The sequence below is a fragment of the Streptomyces sp. WMMC940 genome, from assembly GCF_027460265.1.
GTDB lineage: Bacteria > Actinomycetota > Actinomycetes > Streptomycetales > Streptomycetaceae > Streptomyces.
This window is the reverse complement of sequence record NZ_JAPZBC010000001.1, coordinates 6,813,988-6,837,961: the sequence shown is the minus strand read 5'-3', so window position 1 is coordinate 6,837,961 and position 23,974 is coordinate 6,813,988. Positions and strand designations below refer to the sequence as shown.

General features: G+C 73.7%; 13 protein-coding genes. 7 read left to right on the top strand and 6 right to left on the bottom strand.

The window, feature by feature from the left end; translation table 11 throughout:
* The first annotated feature begins 23 nt into the window (after window positions 1-23).
* Window positions 24-3,044, top strand: coding sequence for an AfsR/SARP family transcriptional regulator (locus O7595_RS30170; protein ID WP_269731737.1), 3,021 nt, complete (start codon window positions 24-26; stop codon window positions 3,042-3,044).
* A gap of 24 nt (window positions 3,045-3,068) precedes the next feature.
* On the opposite strand, the gene O7595_RS30165 is transcribed toward O7595_RS30170, so the two are convergent.
* The gene (locus tag O7595_RS30165) at window positions 3,069-3,266 is read right to left on the bottom strand and encodes a hypothetical protein (RefSeq protein ID WP_269731736.1); all 198 of its coding nucleotides are present in this window, start codon (window positions 3,264-3,266) and stop codon (window positions 3,069-3,071) included.
* Window positions 3,267-3,464: 198 nt separating this feature from the next.
* Between O7595_RS30165 and O7595_RS30160 the strand changes: the two genes are divergently transcribed.
* From O7595_RS30160 to O7595_RS30135, 6 genes are all read left to right on the top strand, one after another.
* Window positions 3,465-5,333, top strand: a complete 1,869-nt coding sequence (locus O7595_RS30160) for an AfsR/SARP family transcriptional regulator (protein WP_269731735.1) — start codon at window positions 3,465-3,467, stop codon at window positions 5,331-5,333.
* Window positions 5,334-5,427: 94 nt separating this feature from the next.
* Window positions 5,428-8,730 (top strand): non-ribosomal peptide synthetase, encoded by a 3,303-nt coding sequence (locus O7595_RS30155; protein WP_269731734.1) that lies wholly within the window; start codon window positions 5,428-5,430, stop codon window positions 8,728-8,730.
* Between the two features lie 34 nt (window positions 8,731-8,764).
* Window positions 8,765-10,165 carry a serine hydroxymethyltransferase gene (gene glyA / locus O7595_RS30150; RefSeq protein ID WP_443071763.1) on the top strand — a complete coding sequence of 467 codons (1,401 nt, stop codon included), beginning with the start codon at window positions 8,765-8,767 and terminating at the stop codon, window positions 10,163-10,165.
* A complete protein-coding gene (locus O7595_RS30145; RefSeq protein ID WP_269731733.1) occupies window positions 10,162-10,848 on the top strand; it encodes a DUF2461 domain-containing protein in 687 nt (228 codons plus the stop codon). Before glyA ends, O7595_RS30145 begins: the two co-directional genes overlap by 4 nt.
* A complete protein-coding gene (locus O7595_RS30140) occupies window positions 10,845-11,936 on the top strand; it encodes a threonine aldolase family protein (protein WP_269731732.1) in 1,092 nt (363 codons plus the stop codon). The genes O7595_RS30145 and O7595_RS30140 overlap by 4 nt, the downstream gene beginning before the upstream one ends.
* A complete protein-coding gene (locus O7595_RS30135) occupies window positions 11,936-12,517 on the top strand; it encodes a GNAT family N-acetyltransferase (protein WP_269731731.1) in 582 nt (193 codons plus the stop codon). The genes O7595_RS30140 and O7595_RS30135 overlap by 1 nt, the downstream gene beginning before the upstream one ends.
* Window positions 12,518-12,639: 122 nt before the next feature.
* Here the strand turns inward: O7595_RS30135 and O7595_RS30130 are convergent, their stop codons facing one another.
* From O7595_RS30130 to O7595_RS30110, 5 genes are read right to left on the bottom strand one after another with little or no spacing between them, the layout of a single operon-like run.
* Window positions 12,640-13,773: an acyl-CoA dehydrogenase family protein gene (locus tag O7595_RS30130; protein WP_269731730.1), complete on the bottom strand. Its 1,134-nt coding sequence runs from the start codon at window positions 13,771-13,773 to the stop codon at window positions 12,640-12,642.
* Window positions 13,770-14,960 (bottom strand): acyl-CoA dehydrogenase family protein, encoded by a 1,191-nt coding sequence (locus O7595_RS30125; protein ID WP_269731729.1) that lies wholly within the window; start codon window positions 14,958-14,960, stop codon window positions 13,770-13,772. The genes O7595_RS30130 and O7595_RS30125 overlap by 4 nt, the downstream gene beginning before the upstream one ends.
* A 26-nt stretch (window positions 14,961-14,986) precedes the next feature.
* Window positions 14,987-16,399, bottom strand: a complete 1,413-nt coding sequence (locus O7595_RS30120) for a condensation domain-containing protein (protein ID WP_269731728.1) — start codon at window positions 16,397-16,399, stop codon at window positions 14,987-14,989.
* Window positions 16,396-19,752 (bottom strand): non-ribosomal peptide synthetase, encoded by a 3,357-nt coding sequence (locus O7595_RS30115; protein WP_269731727.1) that lies wholly within the window; start codon window positions 19,750-19,752, stop codon window positions 16,396-16,398. The genes O7595_RS30120 and O7595_RS30115 overlap by 4 nt, the downstream gene beginning before the upstream one ends.
* The gene (locus O7595_RS30110; protein ID WP_269731726.1) at window positions 19,745-23,833 is read right to left on the bottom strand and encodes a non-ribosomal peptide synthetase; all 4,089 of its coding nucleotides are present in this window, start codon (window positions 23,831-23,833) and stop codon (window positions 19,745-19,747) included. Before O7595_RS30110 ends, O7595_RS30115 begins: the two co-directional genes overlap by 8 nt.
* Window positions 23,834-23,974 lie beyond the last annotated feature (141 nt).

Below are 23,974 nucleotides of genomic sequence, written 5' to 3'. Positions count from 1 at the left end.
TCTTGAACCAGTTAGTCTTCAGAATGCTCGGCCCCCTGCTGGTTCAGGCAGACGGGGTGCCGGTCCGGATCAAAGGCAGACGCCAGTCCACCGTCCTCGCGATGCTGCTTCTCTCCGCCGACCGGATCGTGTCCGTGGACACCCTGGTGGACGCGGTGTGGCCGGAGAGCCCTCCGGCGACCGCCCGCAACCAGATCGCCATCTGCGTCGCCACGCTGCGCAAGACCTTCAAGGAAGCGGGCGAGAGCGAGCTGCTGCTGACGTCCCCGCCCGGCTACGTACTCGCCCGCGGTGAGCACCGCATCGACGTCGTGGAGTTTCTGCAGCACGCGGAACAGGGGCGTGACGCCGCGCGCCACGGTCGGGCCGAGGACGCCTGCGCGCTGTTGGAGGAGGCTCTCAGCAAGTGGCGGGGGGCGGCGCTGGACAAGCTCTCGGGCGAGCGGATCGAGGCGGAGGCGGCCAGGTTGGAGCAGCTCCGGCTCGATCTGATGGAGGAGCGCGCCGGTCTGATGCTGGAGCTGGGCAGACACCGGGTGCTGACCGGGGAGCTCGGTGAACTCGTGGCACGGCACCCCCTGCGGGAGCAGTCGCGCGAGCATCTGATGCTGGCCCTCTACCGCTCCGGACAGCGCGCCGAGGCCCTGGAGGTGTTCCGGCTGGGGCGCCGGCTGCTGAACGAGGAGCTGGGCATCGAACCGGGGCCCGCGCTGCAGCAGTTGCACGATCTGATCCTGCACGACTCGCCCGAGCTGTCCCGACCGCCCGCCACCGCTCCACCCGCGTCGGTCAACGTCCTGACGGTTCCGGCACAACTGCCCGCGGACGTCATGCGGTTCACCGGACGACAGCAGGAATTGGCCGCGCTCGACCGGCTGCTCAAGGAGCCCTACCACCCCCACGCCCCCGCCTTGGCCACGGTCGTCGGTGTGGGCGGGGTGGGCAAGACCGCACTGTCCGTTCACTGGGCGAGTCAGGCCGCCGACCGCTTCCCGGACGGTCAGCTCTTCGCCGATCTGCGCGGCTACGACGAGGAGAACCCCCCGGTCTCCCCCGCCGCCGTGCTCGACCGCTTCCTCCGCGCGCTCGGGGTGCCTGCCCCGCAGATCCCGGAGGAGCTCGACGAGCGTGCGGCGCTGTACCGGAGCCTGCTCAGCACGCGCAGAATGCTGGTCCTCCTGGACAACGTACGGTCGTTCGCCCAACTGCGGCCCCTGCTCCCGGGCGGCGGCCGAAGTGTCGTCCTGGCCACCGGGCGCGAGGTCCTGGACGATGTGACCGGCGACTACACGGCTCTGCGGATCAGGTTGCGCGTCCTCCCGCCCGCCGAGGCCACCACACTGCTCACCAAGATCGCCGGTACCGACCGCTTCGGCAGCGACCCGGTGGGGCTCGAGCAGCTGAGCGCGCTCTGCGACTGCCTGCCGCTGGCGCTGCGGATCGCGGGAGCACGGCTGGCGGCCAAACCCGGTCTCACGGTGCGCGGGCTGGTCGAGCGACTGCGCGACCAGCGGCGGCGGCTGGACGAGCTGAGCCCGGAGGAGGGCGGGGTCCGGGCCGGCTTCCGGCTGACCTACCGGGACCTGTCTCCGGAGGCGGCCCGGATGTACCGCCGGCTCGGGCTGCTGCGCACCCCGGACTTCGCGGCGTGGGCCGCGGCCGCGACGGTCGACACCAGCCTGTGGCGGGCCGAGGAACTGCTCGACCAGCTCGTGGACGCCCAGTTGCTGGAGGCCGTGGAGCCGGTACCGGGCAGGCCCGCCCGGTACCGGTTCCAGGACCTGCTCCAGCTCTTCGCGCGCGAGCGTGCCGAGGCCGACGAGACGGAGGAGCAGTGCGACGCCGCGCTGGAGCGCGCGTTCGCCGCCTGGCTGTGGCTCGCGGAGGAGGCACATCGGCGGCTGGACGGCCGGGACTTCCCGGTGGGCCGACCGGCGCAGCGGGCACCGGCCTTCCTGTCGGGAACGGCGGACGAACTGCTTGCCGCGCCGCTGGACTGGTTCGAGTCCGAGCGGGCCGCGGTCGCGGACGTCGTGGCGCACGCGGCCGAGACGGGCCGGGCGCGGTACGCGTGGGCCCTGACGGAGAGCGCGGTGCCGCACTTCGAGACGCGCAACTACCTGGAGGACTGGCAGCGTTGCGCCGACGCGGCCCTGTCCTCCGCCCGGCGCGTGGGCGACCGGGTGGGCGAGGCCACGACGCTGCGCCTGCTGGGCTCGCTCGCCATCTACCAGCGGCGCTACGAGCAGGCCGAGGGTTGGAACATGGCCGCTCTGCGAATCCTGCGGGGCAGCGACGACGTCCACGGGGCGGCGCTCGCCCAGCGGAACCTGGCGATGTGTGCCAGGCTCCAGGGGGACTGGGACCGGGCGCTGGAGTTCTGCCGGGCCGCGCTGGAGGGCTTCTCCGAGGTGCGCGACACCCGCAACCAGGCCCATCTGCTCGGCTATCTGGCGCAGATAGAACTGGACCGCGGACAAGTGGGGCAGGCGCTCCCACTGGCCGTGGAGGCGGTGGCGCTCAGCCGGCGGTCCGGGTCGGTGCGCGCGGAGACGCAGAACCTCTACCGGCTCGCGGAGGCGCGACTGTGCGCGGGCGAACTGGACGACGCGGCCCAGTCCTTCCACGAGGTGCTGCAGTTGTCCCGCAAGGAGGGCGACCGGGTCGGCGAGGCACACGCGCTGCGCGGACTGGGCGAGACGCAGTGGAGCCAGGGCCTGCTCCCGGCGGCCGAGAGCACGCTGAGGCAGGCCCTGGAGATCACTGAGGAACTGTCCGACCGCTTCCTGTACGCGCGGGTGGAGACCGATCTGGGCTGTGTGGAGGCGCTGGACGGCCGGCACTCGGCAGCGGCGGAGAGGTTCGAGCGGGCTCATGCCGCGCTCGGCGAAGTCGGGGCCCAGCCCTGGCGGGAAAGGGTCTTGAGGCTGCTCGCCGCGCTGCGCGGCGGGCCGGGCGGGGCGGGTGCTGCCGCGGTCCCCGGGACGGAACGATGCTTCACACCCGGGACGTTGCGGCTGCTCCTGGCGGACCGGTCCGACTGAGCCGGTCCCGGAGGGTTCGGGGACTCAGCCCCAGGGCATGTCGTCGTCGGAGGCCGCGGTCGGCCCCGTCGGTTCGACGATGCCCCAGGGCATGTCGTCGGCGTTCGCGACCGTCGTGGAGTGCCCGGTGAAGCCCAGTCCGGCGCCGGCGCCCGTGATGAGCCCCGCCAGTACGAACAGACCGGCCATCGTCGCCCGCTTCGCCGTCCGAGTGCTGCGCATTGCGATTCCCCCTCATCGGTGGACCGTCATTGCCGCTTGCTGCGGTACGAACGGACAGTAGGGACGCCTCCTTTCGATCCCTTGTCCCACCGATTTCACGCGTCGGGACCCCCGTGAAACCGACACGATATCGAGAAAATAACGCACCCCTCTAGCGTCGTTCCCAGATTCTTCGCGTGAATCACGAACGGGGCTGCCATGGAATTCCGAGTGCTCGGGCCGGTCGAGGTCCGCCGGCACGGGAGCAGAGTGCCGCTCTCCGGCACCAAGCTGCACACCGTGCTGGCAGCGTTGCTGATGTCCCGCGAGGAGGTCGTCTCCGACGACCGGCTGAGCCGGCTGCTCTGGGGCTGGACACCGCCCGCCACCGCGAGCGCCCAGCTGTACACCTATGTGTCGAGGCTGCGGAAAATCCTGGGCGACGACATACTCATCGACCGCAGGCCACCCGGATATGCCATGGCCATAGGCAATTCCTCGCTCGATCTGATCGAATTCCAGGAACTCGACCGGGAGGGCCGGGAAGCGCTTTCCGCGCAGGATCACGAAAGGGCGGGAGATCTTCTCCGGGGCGCCCTCGCGCGCTGGAACGGCCCTCCGCTGGCCAACACCACGGACCATCTCGCGGCCGCCGAGGCCCCCTGCCTGACGGAGGCACGCGCCGTCACCCTGGAGAACCGGATCGCCGCCGACCTCGCGCTCGGACGCCACGAGGAGATCACCGTCGAACTCACCGGCCTCGTTGCGGAGTTCCCCCTGCGGGAGCGCATCCGCTGCCAGCTGATGACCGCGCTGTGCCGCTGCGGACGGCAGGCCGACGCGATCCACCTCTACCACCACGGCCGCGCGGTGCTGGCCGAGGAACTCGGCGTCGACCCGGGCGAGGAACTGCAGGCCACCTACCGGGCGCTGCTGGACGGCTCCCTGGTGCGGCATCCCCGGCGGGCCGGCGCCCCGGCGGCGTCGGAGCCCGGCGGCCGCCGCCAGGGCGAACGGGAGACCCACGGCGTGCCCGCCACACTGCCCCCGGACACGGTGGACTTCACGGGCCGCGAGCGCGAACTGGAACTGCTGTCCCGGGCCCTCACCCCGGACGCGTCCGCGGCGGACCGGCCCCGCCGGGTTCTGGTGACGGGAATGGCCGGCGTCGGCAAGACCGCGCTCGCCGTGCACGCGGCGCACCGCTGCAAGCGGCACTTCCCCGACGGACAGCTGTACGCCGACCTGCGTGCTCCGGACGGCACCGCGCGGCCGGCCGGCGGGGTGCTGGTGCAGCTGCTGCGGGCACTGGGGCTCGCCCTCGGCTCGGGCGTGGCCGACGACACCGACGAACTCGTCCGTCTCTACCGGGAGCGCACCGGCGGCAGGCGGCTGCTCGTTCTGCTGGACAACGCCGCGAGCGCGGCGCAGCTCGGACCGCTGCTCCCCAACACCCCGGAACCGGCCGTCCTCGTCACGGGACGCACCGCGCTACCCACCGTGGCCGGGGCCCACACCGTGGCCCTCGATCCACTGGAGGACGGACCGGCGCTCCAGGTACTGGCAGCGGCAGCGGGGCCGGAGCGGATCGCCGCCGCCCCCGGTGCGGCGGCGGTCATCGTGGAGCACTGCGCGGGGCTGCCGCTGGCGCTGCGCATCGCGGGCACGCGGATAGCGGCCCGGCCGCACTACGCGCCGGACCGGTTCGCCCGGCGGCTGGCGGACCCCGACACGCGGCTGCGGGAACTCCACTCGGGCGACCTGGACGTGCAGGGCGCGCTGCTCGCCTCCTGGCGGGCACTGCGGCCGGACGCCCGCCGGGCGTTCCCGGACCTCGGCGGCATGGGCCCGGAGCCGTTCCCCGCGGTGCGGGCCGCCGGGTTGCTGGGGCTGCCCGAGGGGGAGGCCGAGCTGCTGCTGGAGGCCTTGGCGGACGAGGCGCTGCTGGAGGTGAGCGGCGCCGACGAGTGGGGCCGGCCCTGCTACGTGTTCCACCCACTGGTGCGGCTCTTCGCCCTCTCCCTTCCGGACGACCGGGCGCAGGGCGCGCCGGCCGGACGGTTCCGTGGGGGCGTAACCGGTGGCTAACCGGCGCGGCCTACCCTCGCTCCGCCCGGCGGAGCGGTGACGCCTCTGCAGTCCCGGCCTAATGAATTCCCTTCAGAGCGAGTGGAGTTGGACCATGACCGAGCTCTTGCACGGCCCCGCCGACAGCGCCGTCCCCTTCCCCATGACCGAGACGCAGCAGGCGCTGATGATCGGGCGGGGAGAGGGCGTCGAGCTGGGCAGCATCGGCTGCTACGGGTACTTCGAATGGGAGCGCGAGGACCTGGATCCGGAGCGGTTCGCCGCCGCCTGGCGCCGGGTCGTCGCCCGTCACGACATGCTGCGTGCCGTCGGCCGCTCCGACGGCGCGCAGCACGTGCTCGCGGAGCCTCCCCCGTACGAGACACCGGTGCTGGACCTGCGCGGGCTCACCGTCGACGAGGCCGAGAAGCGGCTCGTCGAACTGCGCGAGGAGATGAGCCACCGGGTGTTCCCGGTGGGCAGCTGGCCGCTGTTCGACCTGAGGATGGTGCTGCTGCCGGGCGAGGGGAGCCGGGGCCGGGTCCATCTGGGCATCGATCTGCAGGTGCTGGACGCCTCCAGCGCCTTCCAGGTGCTCTTCCCGGACCTGATCGACCTGTACGAGGACCCCGGGGCCGAACTGCCCGAGCCCGGCCTCACGTTCGCCGACTACGCTCGCTGGCGTGCCGACGTGATGCCCGGCACGGAGGCGTTCCGCGCGGCCCGTGACTACTGGCTGGAGCGGGTCCCCGAGCTCCCGCCGGCGCCTTCGCTGCCGAAGGGCGGGGGCGGTGGGGCCGGGGTCCGCTTCGAACGGCACGAGCACCGGCTGTCGCCCGCGGACTGGGAACGTCTCAGGAACGTGGCGCGGGAGGCGGAGGTCTCCCCGTCGGTACTGCTCACCGCCGCGTTCGCCGAGGTGGTCCGCTGCTGGGCGGAGGAGACCGACTTCACCCTGAACTACCCGGTCTTCGAGCGTCCCCGGGTGCACGAGGACATCGGTTCGGTGCTGGGGGACTTCACCAACGCCGTGCTCCTCGCCGCGGACGGTTCGGGCGCGACCTTCCTCGACCGGGCGAGGGCCCTGCGCGACCAGCTCGGCCGGGACATGGAGCACGGTGCGTTCAACGGCGTCCGGGTGCTGCGCGAACTGACCCGGCTGCACGGTGCCGGCGCGCAGGCCGGGATGCCGGTGGTCGTCACCAGCCTGCTGGACTACCCGGCCCGCCGCCCGGTCACCGACCTTGGGCACGAGGTCTATTCGATCTCGCAGACCCCGCAGGTGTCCCTCGACGTCCAGTTGCGCGAACTCGGCGGGGAACTGCGGATCATCTGGGACTACGTCGACGGCGCCTTCGCGCCCGGGTTCACCGCGGCCGCGTTCGGGGCGTACGTCTCCCTCGTCCGGCGCCTCGTGGAGGAACCGCAGAGCCTGCGCAGCCGGCGCTTCGACCTGATCCCCCCCGCCGAACGCGAGCTGCGCCGCCGGGTCAACGACACGGCGGGCCAGATCCCGTACATCACCCTGCACGAGCTGTTCGCCGAGCAGGCCGCCCGCACGCCGGACGCCGAGGCGGTCGTGGACGCCGGTCGGCGGCTCAGCTACGCGGAACTCGCCTCCTACGCCTGGCGGATCGGCCGCAGACTGCGGCAGCACGGCGCGAAGCCGGGCGAGCTGATCGCCGTCGTGATGGAGAAGGGCTGGGAACAGTACGCCGCGGTCTACGGGATCCTGGCGTCCGGCGCGGCCTATCTGCCGCTCGACGCCTCCCTGCCTCCCGAGCGCCTGCGCAGGCTCCTGGCCCACGCCGGAGTGGACAAGGTGCTCACCCAGTCCCGGCTGGATTCCCGGATCGGCTGGCCGCCGAACGCCCACCGCTACCGCGTCGACGAGGACTTCGAGATCGGCGACGCCGGACTGCCGGAGGTCGCGCAGACCCCGGCCGACATGGCGTACACCATCTTCACCTCCGGTTCGACGGGTGAGCCCAAGGGCGTCATGGTCGACCACATCGGTGTCGTCAACCTGATCCGCGACGTGGCCCGGCGGTTCGGGGTGGACGGCGCCGACCGGCTGCTGGCCGTCTCCGGACTGCACTTCGACGCATCGATCTACGACGTGTTCGGCGTGCTGACGCAAGGAGGCACCGTCCTCGTCCCGCCGCCGTTCGAGCACGCCGAGCCGGACGTGTGGGCCGACCTGGTGTCCGCGGAGCGCGTCACGCTGTGGAACTCCGTGCCGGTACTGATGGAACTCCTCGTCGGCGAGGCGGAGGTCCGGGAACGGCGCGGCGGCGGACGCCCCCTGGAGTCCCTGCGTCTCTCGGTGCTCTCCGGCGACTGGATCCCGCTGACCCTGCCGGACCGGTTGCGCGCCCAGAGCCCCCGCGTCCAGGTGGTGGGCTCGGGCGGCCCGACGGAGACGATCTGCTGGTCGCTGTTCCAGCCGATCGGCGAGGTCGACCCGGCCTGGTCCAGCATCCCTTACGGCAAGCCCATCACCAACCAGCGGTACTACATCGTGGACGGCTCCGCCCACGAGCGCCCGCTGGGCGTGGTCGGCGAGATGGCCGTGGCCAGCGACGTCGGGCTGGCGCTCGGCTACCTGAAGAACGAGGAGCTGACCCGCAGCCGCTTCGTGGCACTGCCGGACACCGGTGAGCGGGCCTATCTGACGGGGGATCTGGGGCGCTACCTCCCGGACGGAAGCATCGAGATCCTGGGCCGGGACGACTTCCAGGTGAAGGTCCAGGGCCACCGGATCGAACTCGGCGAGATCGAGGCGGCGCTGCGGCAGGACGAGCGCGTCGCGGCGGCCGTGGTGGTCGCCCCCGCCAGCGCCCACGGCGTCCGGCGGTTGCACGCCTATGTCGTCGCCGGCCGGGAGGGCACGGGAGAGCAGATCCTCGCCCGGCTCTCGGAGCAACTGCCCGCGTACATGGTCCCCTCCGCGCTGACCGTGCTGGAGGAGCTGCCGCTCACCCGCAACGGCAAGGTGGACCGGTTGCTGCTCGCCTCCACCGCCGGCAGCCGCCAGGCCGCCGACGACTCCGCGGCGGCGGACGCGGCCGCGGAGCCGGGCGACGCGCTGGAGCTGGTGCTGTGCGCGGCCGTCGCCGACATCCTCGGCCTCGACCGGGTCGGCCCCGGCGACAACTTCTTCAAGCTGGGCGGCGATTCGCTGAGCGGAACCCGGCTGGCGGGCCTCCTCCAGGACCTGCTGGGGGTGCCCGTGCCCGTCAAGACGGTGTTCCGCACCCCCGTGCTGGCGACGTTGGCCGCGCGGATCGCCGCCGACGAGAAGCACGGCGCCGAGGCTCTGGCCGCGGCGGAGGCCCTCGGTGCGCTGCCGGACGAGGACGGTGCGGATCTCCCCGCCGGTACGCCGGACGTGCCCGGGGCCGCGGCCCGCGCCTGACCGACGACCACAGGAACTCCACGAGGGGACAGCCATGACGTTCACCCTGCCCGCGCCGCTGGGCGCCCCGGGCGCGTACGGTGCTCCGACGGCCGCGGGTCCGCGGCCGGAGACACCCGACATGATCACCTTCGCCGGACACGCCGCCACCAGGCTGCGCCGCACCGACGCCGTCCTGTACGAGCTGCTGAACCGCGAGGCGGACCGTCAGAACAACACGCTGATGATGGTCGCCGCCTCGAGCGTCGCCGACCCGTCCGTGCTGGCCTGCGGCGGAAGCACGCTCGGGAATCTCACCGCCGAGGGCTATCCGGGCGGGCGCTACCACGCCGGCTGCTCGGTCGCCGACGAGATCGAGCGGCTGGCGATCGAGCGGGCCCGTGCGGCGTTCTCGGCGCGGGACGCCATCGTCCAGCCGCACTCGGGGTCGTCGGCGAACCTGGCGGTGCTCACCGCCCTGCTCGCACCCGGCGACACCCTGCTGGGCCTGGACCTCGACTGCGGGGGGCATCTCACGCACGGCTCACCCGCCTCGGTCAGCGGCCGCTACTACAACGCCGTGGGGTACCGGCTCACCCCCGAGGGGCTGCTGGACTACGACCGGATCCGCGATCTGGCCCTCACCCACCGGCCCAAGCTGATCGTCTGCGGGGCGAGTGCCTACCCGCGCAGCATCGACTTCGCCCGCTTCCGGGAGATCGCCGACGAGACGAACGCCTATCTGCTCGCCGACATCTCCCACATCGCGGGCCTCGTCGCCGCGGGACTGCACCCGAGCCCCGTCGACCACGCCCACATCACCACCACCAGCACCTACAAGCAGCTGTACGGGCCGCGGGGCGGGCTGATCCTGCTCGGCCGTGACGCCGGCAAGTCCGGGCCCGAGCGCGGGACGCTCGCCTCGACCATGCGCCGCGCGGTGTTCCCGTTCACCCAGGGCACTCCGGACCTCGCGTCGATCGCGGCCAAGGCCCGGGCCCTGGACTTCGTGGCGGGGCCCGAGTTCGCCGAGCTGGCCAAGCGGCTGGCGGACGGCGCCCAGGCGATCGCCGAGCGGCTGTCCGAACGCGGCCTGCGCCTGGTCACCGGCGGGACGGACACCCACATGGTGCTCATCGACCTGCGCCCGGCCGGTCTGACCGGGGACGTCGCCGAGCAGGCCCTGGAGTCCTGCGGCATCGTCGTCAACCGCAACCGCGTCCCGGGCGACACCACGCCCGTGCGGACCACCGCCGGACTGCGGCTGGGCAGCAACACCCTGGCGGCACGCGGCATGGACCGCAACGCGGCGGGCGAGTGCGCGGACCTGGTCGCGGACGTCCTCGACGCGCTGCGGGCCGGCTCCGGAGTGCTCCCGGTCGAGGCGCGCGCGGCGGCGCGGGCACGCGTCGACGCACTGTGCGCCCGCCACCCGCTCCCGGGGTACGGGTCGTGACGTTCAGCGGCTTCCCGCCCTCGGCACCGCGCCTGTACGAGGCACTCGCCGCCGACAACTCCAAGGAGTCCTGGCGGGCTCGTCATCGCGCGGTGTACGAGCGGGACGTCCGGGCGCCCATGGAGGAGCTGGCCGGCGAACTGTCGGCGCGCTTCGCCGAGTACGCGGGAGGGGTGCGTCTGCTCGGCCCGGTCCGGGACACCCGGATGTCCCACGACAAGTCCCCGTACAAGACGTACCAGGGCGCGTACCTGGACGTGCTGCCCGCGCTGGGCTTCTGGCTGCATCTGGACCGGGAGGGGCTGTACGCCTCCGGGCGCTGGTACCCGTACGGGGGCGCCGAGGTCGCCCGCTACCGCGCCGCCGTCGAGGAGGAGGACGGCGGCGCGGAACTGGCCGCGATCACCGACCGGCTGACCGGCCTGGGGTTCACGATCGGCGGGGACCGGCTCACCACCCGGCCACGGGGCGTGCCGGCGGACCACCCCCGACTGGAGCTGCTGCGGCACCGGAAGATCGACGCCGGACGGCGGCTCGGACCGGGCCCCTCGCTCGGTTCGGCCGCCGCCGGAGCCTTCGTCCGGGAGACCTGGGAACTGGTGCGGCCGCTGCTGGACTGGGCCGCGGTCCGCGGGCTGACACCGCGACCGCGAGGCACACAAGGAGCTGACACGCCGTCATGAACATGGAGCCCGTCGATCTGCGCAGCGACACCGTGACCCGTCCGACCCCCGCGATGCGCCGTGCGATGGCCGTCGCCGAGGTCGGCGACGACCTGTTCGGGGAGGACCCGACCGCCCGAGCGCTGGAGGACCGCCTGGCCGGCATGTTCGGCTTCGGCGGCGCCCTGTTCGTCCCGTCGGGCGTGATGGCCAACCAGATCGCGCTGCGTCTGCTCGCTGCGCCCGGACAGGAGGTCGTCTGCGACGCCGAGGCCCACATCCTGGCCCACGAGGAGGGCTCGCCCGCCCGGTACGGCGGGATCCAGACGCGCACCGTCCCCGGTGAGCGGGGACTGCTCGGGGCCGAGGAGCTGGAGGGCGTCCTGCGTCCGGGCAACGCCTACACCGTCGGCACCCGCGCGGTGGCGCTCGAGCAGACCCACACCCGCGCGGGCGGCACCGTGTACCCCGTGGAGACACTGCGCGCGATCCGGCGGCTGACCGCGAGCGCCGGGGCGTCGGTGCACATCGACGGCGCCCGGATCTGGAACGCGCACACCGCGACCGGAACGCCGCTCGCGGAGTACGGGGCCCCGGTGGCCGACACCCTGTCGGTGTGCCTGTCGAAGGGGCTCGGCGCCCCGGTCGGCTCCGTTCTGCTCACGGCCGCCGAACGCCTTCCCAGGGCGCGGTCGTTGCGGCACGGTCTGGGAGGAGGCATGCGGCAGTCGGGGATCCTGGCCGCCGCGGGCCTGCACGCGCTGGACCACCACCTGGAGCGCATGGCCGAGGACCACACCCACGCGGCCCTGCTCGCGACGGGGCTGCGGGACGCCGGATGCGCGGTGCGTCCGCAGGAGACCAATGTCGTCCTCGTCGACACACCGGACGCCGAGGAGGTCGTGGCCGGGGCGGCCCGGGAGGGGGTCCTGGTGACCGCGCCCGGTCCACGGACGGTCCGGCTCGTCACACATCTGGGTGTCGGGCGACAGGCGTGCCGTCGTGCCGCGGGGGTCCTGGCGTCCCTCATGGGCGAGGGTCGCCGGACGAGGGGCGTTCCCGCGACCGCGGGACACGCACAGCAATGGAAAGAGAGCGAAGTAGCCTGATGAGTTGGGAAGTTCTGCCGGCGACCGCCGAGCGATGGGACGACGTGCGAGCGGTCCTGCAGCCGCGCAAGAGCGCGCACACCTGCTGGTGCATGGCCTGGCGGCTGACCACCGGCGACTACGGGCGGATGACCGCCGACGAGCGGGGCGCGCACCTGGGCTCCCTCGTCGAGGCGGGGGATCCGCCCCCCGGAGTGCTCGGCTATCTCGACGGGGAGGTGGCCGGCTGGTGCAACGTGGCGCCGCGCAAGCACCTGGACCGGCTCACGTCGTCGAAGACGATCACCCCCGTCGACGACCTGCCGGTGTGGTCCGTCACGTGCTTCGTCGTGCGCAAGGAGTTCCGCGGCAAGGGCGTCGCGTCCCGTCTGCTGGAGGGCGCGGTGGAACACGCGCGGGTCAACGGCGCTCCCGCGGTGGAGGGTTACCCCGTGGATCCGGAGGGCGGCCGGGTGAACGCGACGCTCGCCTACGTCGGCACGATGGAGATGTTCGAGCGGGCGGGCTTCCACCGGGTCCGCAGGACCGAGGCCAAGAGCGACAAGCGCTATCGCTGGGTGATGCGCCGCGACCTGGACTGAACGTCCCGTGGCGCCGGGGCCCCGACTGCCGGCGGGCCCCGGCGCCACGGGAGCGGGCCGGCGGGGACGGCCAGGGGCCAGGGGCTCCCGCCCGGTGCGGGAGCCCCTCCCCGTGCCTCTCCTCATGCGGTGTGCGCGGCGATGTCCCACAGCTGGGTGGGACGTCCGCAGCGCAGTGCCTCCCAGGCGGCCCGCCGGTAGCACCCGGCCACCGATCCGTCCCTGACCAGGCCGGAGGCCCCGTGCAGATGGACCGCGTCACGGGTGACGTCCAGCGCTGTCTCCGCGGTCAGGGCGATCAGCCCCGCCGCGTCGCCGGGGCCGAGCCGGTTCTCGTCCAGGTCCTTGGCGGCGTCTCCGACCGCCCAGCGCACCGCGTCGAGACGGGCCAGGAGACCGGCGACCCTCAGCCGCGGCCCCTGGTGCCTCACCAGTGCCTGGCCGAACTGCCGGCGGCTCCTGATGCGGGAGACGACGGCCGTCAGCGCGGCCGCGGTGATGCCGGCGAGCAGCGACGCCTGGTGGACGGCGGCGCGCAGACCCGCCCGGGCCAGCGCCTGCTCGGCCGCGATGCCCCGCAGGACGACGGATCCCGCCGGTATCCGGGCTCCGTCGAGGACGGCGCCGGAGACCGCGCCGCCGCCGTGGTCGCGGAGCGCGCGCAGTTCGACCCCGGGGGCCGACGGGTCGACGAGGGCGACGCACGGCCCGTCCGGCCCGGAGGCCAGGACGAGCAGCGAACCGGGCTCGACACCCGCGGCGAAGGGCCCCGCGGAGCCGGTCAGCACGACACCGCCGTCGTCACCGTCGGGTTTCCAGGTGATGCCGGGTGGAACGGAACCGCGCGGGTCGGGCAGCCGGCCCGGCACGGCGACGGGGTGCGAGCCGTCCCGCACCCGGTCGAGCAGGCCGTCGAGGCACTCCGGGGCGAGCGGACCGAGCCCGGACAGCAGGTCCAGCGCGAGGAAGGTGTCGGTGAGCGGCACGGGTTGCATCGCGTTGCCGCCCTCTTCGCAGACCATGGCGACGACGGCCTGGCCGAGGTCGAGGCCGTCCATGGCGATGGGCAGGGCGAACTCCCAGGCCCCCACGCCCGTCAGGGCCTCCCACGCGCTGGTGGGCGTGGCGGCGTCGATCTCCAGGCCCTGCCGAACGGTGAGCCGGAGCTGCCGGAAGAGGGAGTCCTCGTCCTCGCGCTCCCGCCACCGCTCCACGGGTGGCCTGCCGTCCGCCGTCCGTTGTACTGCGCTTGTCAAGGCCGTACCTCCGCCCCTGAGTCGAGACGCAGCCGGGCCAGCGTCTCGAGCATCATCTCGGCGGTGCCGCCCGATATCCGCATCCCGGGGGCTTCCCGCAGCGCCGAGTCCAGTGGATGTGCCACCCCGTCGGTACCGGGGTCGTCGAGGGTCATGCTGTGGTCGCCGTCCAGTTCGGCGGCCCACCAGGCGACCTCCGCGGCGAGTTCGGTGGTGTACCACTTGGCGGCCGCCGCCTCGTCCTCGTTGAGCTCGCCGCGGTCCAGCCGGGTCAGCACCCGCCGTACGAGCGTGCCCGCGGCCAGGAGGCGGGCGTTGAGCTTGGCCAGGCCGATCTGGTCGTGCTGGCCGGACTGCAGCCGGTCGGTGTGGGCTTCGAGCCGTTCCACCGCGGCGCGGTACCAGCGCAGGGCCTTGACGTAGTAGTCGAGTCCGGTGCGTTCGAAGGCGAGCGTCTTGACGACGATCGCCCAGCCCTGGCCCGGCTCGCCGACCACGTCGTCCGCGGTGACGGCCACGCCGTCCAGGGTGACCTCGTGGAAGGCGTCGTCCCCGATGCCGGGGACGGCGGTGATCGTCACACCCTGCTGGGCCAGGGGCACCAGGAACAGGGTGAAGGCGTCGTTCTCGGCGCGCGCGAGGCACAGGCCGTAGTCGGCGAGGCCGGCGAACAGCGAGTGGACCTTCGTGCCGTAGAGCTTGTACCCGCCGTTGCCGTCGGAGACGGCGCGGGTGGACAGGATGTTCAGGTCGGAGCCGGCCTGCGGCTCGCTGAAGAGCACGCAGCCGAAGGCGGTCCCGGCGGCGAAGCCCGGCAGATGACGGGCTTTCATGGCGGCGCTCGCGACGTTGAGGAGGGTGGACCCGACGATCTGCACGGTCAGGGTGTGCAGCAGGTCGGGCACGTCGTGCATCGCCAGTTCCTCGACGAGCACGGCGGCGGCGACCTGGCTGACTCCCCGGCCGCCGTACTCCTCGGGCCACTGCGGGGCGAGCAGTCCCGCGTCGCCGAGGGCCCGGTGGACGGGACGGGGATCCCTGCTGCGCCGGGCGGCGGCGACGGGTGCGGACACCAGGACGTCATGGATCTCCTCGCGGAGGGCTCGCATGGGTGTGCGGGGCGCACCCTCACCGGAGCGGACGAGGCCGCAGTCGGCGGGTGCCCGGTAGAACTCGGTGGTGAGCAACGGTTACTCCCAGGGGCTAGGGCGCGTCAGAGGGTGGTCCCGGGGGACGCGGCGGCACGGGCGAGGACCTCCTCGACTCCGCCGAGCAGCGCGGTCACGTCCTCGGGACCGGCGGCCCTGCGGTTGAACTCGGCCGTTCCGCCGATCTCGCCCCCGCGTTCGACCAGGCCGACGCAGGCCAGGGTGGCGGCGGGGTCGGTGCTGTACAGCTCGAGGTGGTGGGCGGGCGGACCGGGAAGCTGGCCCACCTCGATGCCGGGCAGGCCGAGGGGGACGGCGGGATAGTTGTGGAGGGCGAACAGGACGCCGTACGGCTGCGTCCCGCCGGTGAAGAGCTCGTCCACGGGCAGCCGTTGACGACTCAGCCCGTCGGCGACCGCCGTGCGGGTGCGGTGGAGCAGTTCCACGAAGGAGGGGCGGCCGGAGAGGTCGATCCGGATCGGCACGACCGTGGTGAACTGTCCGACGGCCCCCTCGAGCGGCCCGGCGAAGCGGCCCGCCGCCGGCGTGCCGACGACGGCCTCCGTGGTCCCGTCGCGCCGGGCCAGGACGACGGCGAGGGCCGCGACGAGCGTCATGAAGGGGGTGGCGCCCTCGGCGGCTCCCAGAGCCAGTCCCTCGGCGAGCGAGCTGCCCGGCCCGCGGTCCAGGCGTACCGGGACATGGCCCCGCTCGAAGCCGCCGGGTGCCCCCCGCGCCGGTGTGGTCCCGGCGAACGCTGCGCGTCGGTCCGCCAGTTCGGTGGCACCGTCCGGGGAGGCGAGCCAGCGCCGCTGCCAGTCCGCGTAGTCGGGGAACTGCAGCTCGGGCGGGGCGAGGCTCCCGGGGCCCTCGCGGTAGCCGGTGGCGAGGTCGTCCAGGAACACCCCCGACGACCAGCCGTCGAAGACGCCCAGGTGCGAGGCGAGGACGAGGACGTGGTCGTCCTCGCCGAGCGTCAGCAGGCGGAACGCGCTGGTGCGGCCGCTCTCCAGGGACAGCGGTGTCGCGGCGCTCTCGGCCAGCTGGGCGCGTACGGCGTCCCGCCGCGCCGCGGCCGTGCGGTGCGTCAGGTCCGTGCGGGTCAGGCGCAGGCACGGGTCCTCGTCCACCGTCAGCAGCGGTCCGCCGCCGTCCGCGGGCTCGGTGATCCGGCAGCGCAGTGCCTCGTGGCGGGCCAGTACACCGGTGAGCGCCTCGCGCAACCGCCCCGTGTCGAGTCGTCCGGTGAGCCGTACGGCGTGCGAACCGGTGCCGCTGCCACCCGCGGTGCCGAGCCGCTCGCGCCTCAGGAGCCGGGCCTGGAGAGCGGTGGCCGGCACGGGCCCCGCGCCGGAGCGCGGAGCCGGCCGGGCGGGGACGGGGCTCCGGGCCGCGAGCAGCATCCGAGCGAGCTCCCGCTTGGCCTCCGGCAGGGCGGCGAGGGCCCGGTCGACCCCGGTGGCCGCGTCGGCGGTCATCGCCCGCCGTCCGGGTTCTGCAGCGAGTCGAGCAGCGCTGCGGCCTCCTCGTCGCTCATGTTCTCGATCTGGTCGAACACCGCCAGCAGCCGGTCCTGCTCGCCGGCCGCCTCGGCCCGGGCGGTGCGGACGAGGTCGGCGAGTCCGGCGACGGTCGGGCGGCTGAAGAAGTCGGCCAGCGCGATGTCGATGCCGAAGACGGCGCGGACCCGTGAGACGACGATCGTCGCCTGGAGCGAACTGCCGCCGAGTGCGAAGAAGTCGCCTTCGACATCGGGGCTCGTCCACTCCAGCAGCGGGGTGAGGATGTCGCGGCAGATCTGCTCCTCGACCGCGTCGCGCGGGGCGGTGCCACCGACGGCCTGGTCCACGGGCAGCGGCAGCGCCGCGACGTCGACCTTGCCGTGCGGGGTGAGGGGCAGATCGTCCAGGACGACGACCACCGGCACCATGTAGCCGGGCAGCCGGGAGGCGGCGTAGGCCCGCAGCCCCTCGGCATCGGCGACCTCGGAGGCGTACCCGCCGGCCTGTTCGACGGTGACGTACGCGGCGAGGACGGGTTCGCCCCCGGCGCCGGGCCGGGCGACCGCGACGGCCTGCTGCACGGAGGGGTGGCCGAGGAGCACGGCCTCCACCTCGCCCGGTTCGATGCGGTGGCCGCGCAGCTTCAGCTGCCGGTCGGTGCGGCCGAGGAACTCCAGGTTCCCACCGGGGAGCCAGCGCACGAGATCGCCGGTGCGGTACAGCCGTTCGGTCTCCGGACCGTCGGCGTAGGGGTTGGTGACGAACCGTTCCGCCGTCAGTTCGGGCCGCCCGAGGTAGCCTCGGGCGACGCCGGGTCCGGCGACGCACAGTTCGGCCGGTACTCCGGGCGGTACGGGGCGCAGTCGCTCGTCGAGGACGAACGCCTGGTGGCCCGGCATCGGGCGGCCGATGGGCGGATTGCGGTCGTAGCTGCCGGCACAGTCCATGAGGGTGACGGCGACGGTGGCCTCGGTCGGGCCGTAGCCGTTGACGAACCGCCGCTCCCCCGCCGTCCATTCGGCGACCAGCTTGCCGGGGAACGCCTCACCGCCGACGGAGACCAGCCGCAGGTCGGGCAGGCGGGCCTGGTCCAGCAGGGGCAGCAGGGCGGGCGGCAGTTCGGCGACGGTCACCGCGTCGTCGCGCATCCGGGCCGCGAGGAGGGCCGGGTCGCGGCGCTCGTCGTCGGTGGCGATGACGAGTTCCCCGCCGGACAGCAGGGTGGTGAAGACCTCGAAGACGGAGACGTCGAAGGTGAGCGGGGCGAAGTGCAGGACGCGGTCGCCGGTGCCCATCTCGTACGCGCGGGCGATCGTGCGGGAGAAGTGGGTGACCGAGCGGTGCTCGATCATGACGCCCTTCGGGGTTCCGCTGCTGCCCGAGGTGTAGAGCACGTAGGCGAGGTCGGCGGGGCTCGACGTCGGGGCCAGGGACGGCACTTCGCGCACCGGGGCCGTGGTGCCGGCCGTGACGAGCTCCAGCGGGACGGGCAGGTCGGCCCCGTCGTCGACGAGGGCGTGCCGGACGCCGGCGTCGGCCAGCACGGTCCTGGTGCGCTCGGCCGGGGCGGCCGGGTCGACGGGCAGGTAGTGGGCGCCGGCCTTGAGGATGCCGAGCAGGGCCGCGACCGCCGCCGGACCCCGCCCGAGGCAGACGGCGACCGGGTCGCCGTGCCGTACTCCCCGGTCGCGCAACCGGTGTGCGATGGCCTCGGACCAGCGGTCCAGGGCGGCGTAGTCCAGCGTCGTCCCGACGTGGCGGACGGCGACGGCGTCGGGCTGGATGGTGGCGCGCTCGCGGAAGGCACGGTCGAGGGTGGTGGTCCAGGCGGCCTCGTCGACGGGGCCGCCGCGGGACAGTTCACGGGCGTGCCGGGACGCCGCCGGCTCTTCCACGAGGCTGATCTCGCCGACGGGGAGGTCGGGGTCGGCGGCGACCTGCTCGATGACCCGGCGGAAGGCCGTCAGCAGCGCGGAGGCGGTGCCGTGGCGGTAGAGCGAGGTGTTGTACTCCAGGGACAGCTCCAGCCCGTCGTTCTCGCCGACCAGGAAGCTCATGTCGAACTTGGCGGCCCCGTCGTGCAGTTGCTCGACGGCGAAGTCCACGTCGGCGGACCGGGTGGTGTGCGCGCCCCAGCGGCCGAGCGAGGTGAACTCGATCTGGAACAGGGGGTGCCGCAGCGGGTCTCGGAGCGGCCGTACGGCATCGACGACCTGCTCGAAGGGGAGCTCGCTGTTGGTGAAGGCGTCCATGACGGTGCCCGCCGTACGGGAGACGAGCTCGCGGAAGGTGAGGCCGTCCCCCACCTCCGTGCGCAGGGTGATCATCTGGACGAAGCAGCCGATGACCCGTTCCAGGTCGGGGTGGGGGCGGGAGGCGCTGGCCGTGCCGACGACGACGTCCTCGGTGTGGGTCCAGTGGCGCAGCAGCGCGTTGAAGGCGGCGAGCAGGGTGGTGAAGACGGTGGTGTCGGAGCTCTCGGCCAGCGCCCTGAGCCGGTCCAACAGGTCCTGCTCCAGCCGCAGGCTCAGGCCGCGCCCGTCTCCGCGTGTCTCGGGGCTGCGCGGATGGTCGGGCATGACCTCGGTGGCCTCGGCGCCGGCGAGCAGCTGCCGCCACTTGTCGGCGAGCGCCCTGCGGTGCTCGTCGTTGTCGAGCTTGGCGCGCTGCCAGGCGGCGAAGTCGGCGTACTCGACGGGCGGGGAGGCCGGTTCCGGGCGCCGGCCCTGGGCCGCCTGGGCGTAGCAGGAGGTGAGCTCCTCGGTGAAGATGCGGGTGGAGCCCGGGTCCCAGACGACGTGGTGGACGACCCACAGCAGTACGTGCCGCTCGTCGGCGAGCCGCACCAGGTGGGCACGTACGGGCGGGGCGTCGGCCAGGTCGAACGGCGCCGACGCGCAGGACGCGGTGAGTTCGGCCAGCTCCCGCTCCGGGTCCTCACTCGCGCCCAGGTCGCTGGTCTGGACGCCGAGGACGAAAGCGGGCACGGGTTCCTGCCAGGGCACCCCGTCGACCTCGACGAGCCTGCTGTGGAGGACCTGGTGGCCGGCGACGACGGCGTTGACCGCCTCGTGCAGCGCGGCCCGGTCGAGCGGGCCGTCCAGCCGGACGGCGAGGGCTATGTTGTTGCGGGCCTTGCCGGCGCCCAGCCGGTCGACGAACCACATCTGCTCCTGCTGGAAGGAGGCGCGGGAACGTGTCCCGTGGTCGACGCGCCTGAGTTCGACGCGGTGGCCGACGCCCGCGGTCATCTGGTTGCGCATCCGGCCCAGCAGCCGGGAGCGCTGGCCCTGGGGCAGCCGGCCGAGCCGTTCGGCGAGGTCAGACATGGGTTCCTCCGTTGCGGTGCAGATCGGCCAGCAGCGCGGCGAGCCGGTCGGGCAGATGCTTGGCGAAGTAGTGGCGGCCGCCGGGGATCACGGCGAGCCGCAGTTCACGGGCGTATCGGCCCCACGCCCGGTGGCCCTGCTCATATCCCTGGGTGGCGTCGTCGGCGTCACCGACGACGCAGGTGAGCGGGGTGGTGAGCGGCCGTTCATAGCCCTGGGGCGTACGGGCGAAGAACCGGGCCGCCTCGGTCATGTCGTGGCGGACCATCCGCATCACGGCCGTCAGGTCGCTGTCGTCGAGGACGCCGTCGAAGCCGTCCATCGCGGTGAGGTAGGCGACGAGGTCGTCGTCGCTGGAGGTGCGTTCCATCTCCAGGGCGAAGTCGGGGTCGTCCTCGGGGAGCGCGGCCGCCAGGTGGAGCGCCACGGGCCGCAGACCGTCGCGTTCCAGCACACGCGTGGTCTCCAGGGCGGCGACGACGCCGGCGCAGTGGCCGTAGACCGCGAACGGCCCGGTGACGGTGCGGGCGATCTCCCGGGCGGCGAGTTCGGCGAACTCGGTGACGGGAAGCATGGGGCCAGGGGCGAGCGGGTCGTGGCCGGGCGGGGAGACGGCCAGCAGCTCCATGTGCGGCGGCAGTTCGGCCGCCAGTGGCCGGTAGGCGATGGCGTCACCGCCGCCGTGGGGGAAGCACACCAGGGTCAGGGCGGCCCCGTCGTGGCCGTCCCCGGAGGACAGCCGGTGCAGCAGCCGGTGCGGTTGCGTCCCGCCGCCGCTGCCGCCCAGTTCGGCGGCGCGGGCGGCGAGGCCCGCCGGGGTCGGGTTGCCGAACAGGTCCACCACGCGCAGCGCGTGGGCCTCCGGCAGGGCCTCGGCGACGGCCCGGACCGCACGTACGGCGGCGAAGGAGTCACCGCCGAGGGCGAAGAAGTCGTCGTCGGCGCCGACGTCGGCGAGTCCGAGGACATCCGCCCAGACGGCCGCGATCCGGCGGGCCGCGGGTGTTCCCCGGGCGGGATCCGCCGCCGCGCTGGGCGATCCGGCCGAGGGAGCGGCGGCGCGCGGATCGGGCAGGGCGTTGCGGTCGACCTTGCCGTTGGGGCTGAGCGGCAGCCGCTCCAGGGCGACGAGTTCGGCCGGCACGCAGTGCGGGGGCAGCACCGTGCCCAGCGCACTGCGCAGGGCGGCGGTGTCCGGGACCGCGCCGTCCTCGGGCACGACGTAGCCCACCAGGCGGGCGGAGCCGGCCGACTGCCGGGCGACGACGACGGCCTCGCGGACGCCGGGCTGGTCGCGCAGGGCGCCCTCCACCTCGCCGGGTTCGATGCGCAGCCCGTTGAGCTTGATGCGGAAGTCGGTGCGGCCGAGCAGCTCGACGGTGCCGTCGGGCAGGTAGCGGGCGAGGTCGCCGGTCCGGTAGAGCCTCTCGGTGCGTCCGGGCTCGAGTTCGACATGGACGAACTTCTCGGCGGTCAGCTCCGGCCGGTTGAGGTACCCGCGGGCCAGTCCGGTCCCGCCGAGGTGCAGTTCGCCGGGCACGCCGACCGGCACGAGCCGGTCCTCGGGGTCGAGGATGTAGGTGCGCTGGTTGGCCATCGGCCGGCCGTACGGCAGCTTCGTCCAGCCCGGCTCGACGCGGCCCACCCGGTACTCGACGGAGTGGATGGACGCCTCGGTCGCCCCGCCGAGCGCCGCGAACCGCAGCCCGGGGGCGAAGGCCCGGATCCGGTCGGGCTGGGTGACGGGGATCCAGTCGCCGCCGAGGAAGGCGGCGCGCAGTCCGGGCAGCGCGGGACCGGAGGCGTGCTCCAGCTGGTCGAGGAGCAGCCCGAGCAGCGCGGGCGCGGAGTTCCACACGGTCACGCCGTGGCGCTCGAGCAGTTCGGCCCAGTGCGCCGGGTCCTTGGCCGCCGCGGGGTCCGGCAGGACGACGGTGCCGCCGGCCGCGAGCATGCCGAGGGTCTCGTAGACGCTCATGTCGAAGCTCGGCGAGGAGAGGGCGAGGACGGCGTCGCCGGGGCCGATGCCGTAGGAGCGGTTGAGGTCGAGCAGGTTGTTGACGACCCCGCGGTGCTCCAGGGCGATCCCCTTGGGGGTGCCGGTGGAGCCGGAGGTGAAGATGACGTACGCGAGGTCGCGGGAGGTGACGGGGACCGCGGGACGGGTCGCGGGGAACGTCTCCAGTAGCGGCCGGTCGGCGTCCAGCAGGATCCGGTCGGTGCCGGGGCGGAGCGGCAGCCGGCCCACGAGTTCCGCGTCGGAGACGACGATGGGCGGTGCCGCGTCGTCGAGCAGCAGGCCCAGGCGCTCCTGCGGGTACTCGGGGTCGAGCGGGACGTAGGCGGCGCCCGCCTTGAGGACGGCGAGGATCGCGGTGATCAGTCCGGGGCCGCGGCGCAGGCACAGGGCCACGGTCCGGTCGGGGCGGGCGCCCGCCTCGGTCAGCCGGTGGGCGAGCCGGTTCGCGCGCTCCTCCAGCTCCCGGTAGGTGACGGTCCAACCGCCCAGGCCACCGCAGACCACCGCCGCGGCGTCCGGCCTGCGGTCGGCGTGCTCCTCGAACAGCTGGTGCAGGCAGGCGTCCTGGGGGAAGGGGGCCCTGGTGGCGTTCCAGTCGTCCAGCGCGGCGCGACGCTCGGCCCCGGTGAGCAGCGGGAGGTCGCGGAGAGGTGTCTCGGGGCGGTCGACGGCTCCTTCGAGGGTGGTGAGGAAGTTGCCCAGGAGCCGGTCGACGGTCGCGGGGTCGAAAAGGTCGGTGGGGTACTCCACGAGGGCGCGGACGGTGCTGCCGGCGTCGTGGACGCTGATCATCAGGTCGTACTTGGTGGCGCGGGAGGCGAAGTCGAGGGGTTCGGTGGCGAGTCCGGCGAGTCGGGGCGCGGTGTCGGGGGTCTCGTCGAGCAGGAACATCACGGAGGTGAGTGGTGGCCGGCTGGGATCGCGCGGCAGACCGGCCGTGTCCACGATCAGGTCGAACGGCAGTTCCTGGTGGGCGTACGCCTGCAGGGTGGTGTGCCGGGTCGCGCGGACGAGTCCGGCGAACGAGAGGTCTCCCGGGGCGCCGATCCGCAACGGCAGGGTGTTGACGAAGAAGCCGATGAGGTCGCTGAAGGCGGGGTGGTCGCGGCCGGACACGGAGGTGCCGACGACGATGTCGTCCTGGCCGGTCCAGCGGCGCAGGGTGGCGGCGAACCCGGCCAGCAGCGTCATGTAGAGGGTGGCGCCCTCTGACTTGCCGAACTCCCTCAGCCGGGCGATGAGCCGCGGGGGCAGTTCGATGTAGCGGGACGCTCCCGCATGGCCGAACACGGGGGGCCGGGGCCGGTCGGTGGGCAGGTCCACGGGGCTCGCGCCGGCGAGTTCCTCGCGCCAGAAGCCGGTGAGGCGCTCCAGCCGCTCGCCACTGATGCGGCGGCGCTGCCAGGCGGCGAAGTCCGCGTACTGGAGGGCGAGGGGGGACAGCGGTGGGGCCTGTGCCCCGGTACGGGCCGCGTAGGCGGACTCCAGTTCGGTGGTCAGCAGCCGCATGGACCAGCCGTCGGTGACGATGTGGTGCAGATTGAGGACGAGGACGTGGTCGTCGGCGGACATCCGGGCGAGCGAGGCGCGCAGCGGGACGTCCCCCGCGAGGTCGAAGGGAGCCGAGGCGTCCGCGTCGTAGAAGGCGCGGACGGCGTCCTCGTCGGGCAGTTCGGTCACCGGCAGAGGCAGCCGGTGCCCCTCCAGCACCCGGGGCACCGCCTCGGCCGCGCCCGGGACGTCCTCGTGGACGGTGCGGAGGATCTCGTGCCGGTCCACGAGGTCCTGGAGCGCACCGTGGAGGGCGGGGACGTCGAGGGAGCCGCGGATACGCGTGGCGACCGGCACGTTGTAGGCCGGGCTGCCGGGCTGGAGCTGGTCGACGAACCACAGCCGGCGCTGGGCGAAGGAGAGCACCGGCGGTTCATCCGGGTCCCGCGGTGCCGGGTCCGGGTCCTCCCTGGCTGCGGCGCGTCCCCCGTTGCGGCCCGCGAGGGCCTGGAACAGTGCCCGGCGGGACTTCGGCAGTGCGGCTATGCGTTCGGCGAGGGACTCGCTCACCTTGTGCCTCCGTGCGTGTGGTCGAGAGGAAGACGGCGGGGGGCGCGGGGGTGCGGATGCGCGCCGGCGGTACGTCCGCCGGTGCGGTGTGCGGCTGCGGAGCGGGGGCCGGCCGGGGCCGGCGCCCGCTCCGGTGCGCGG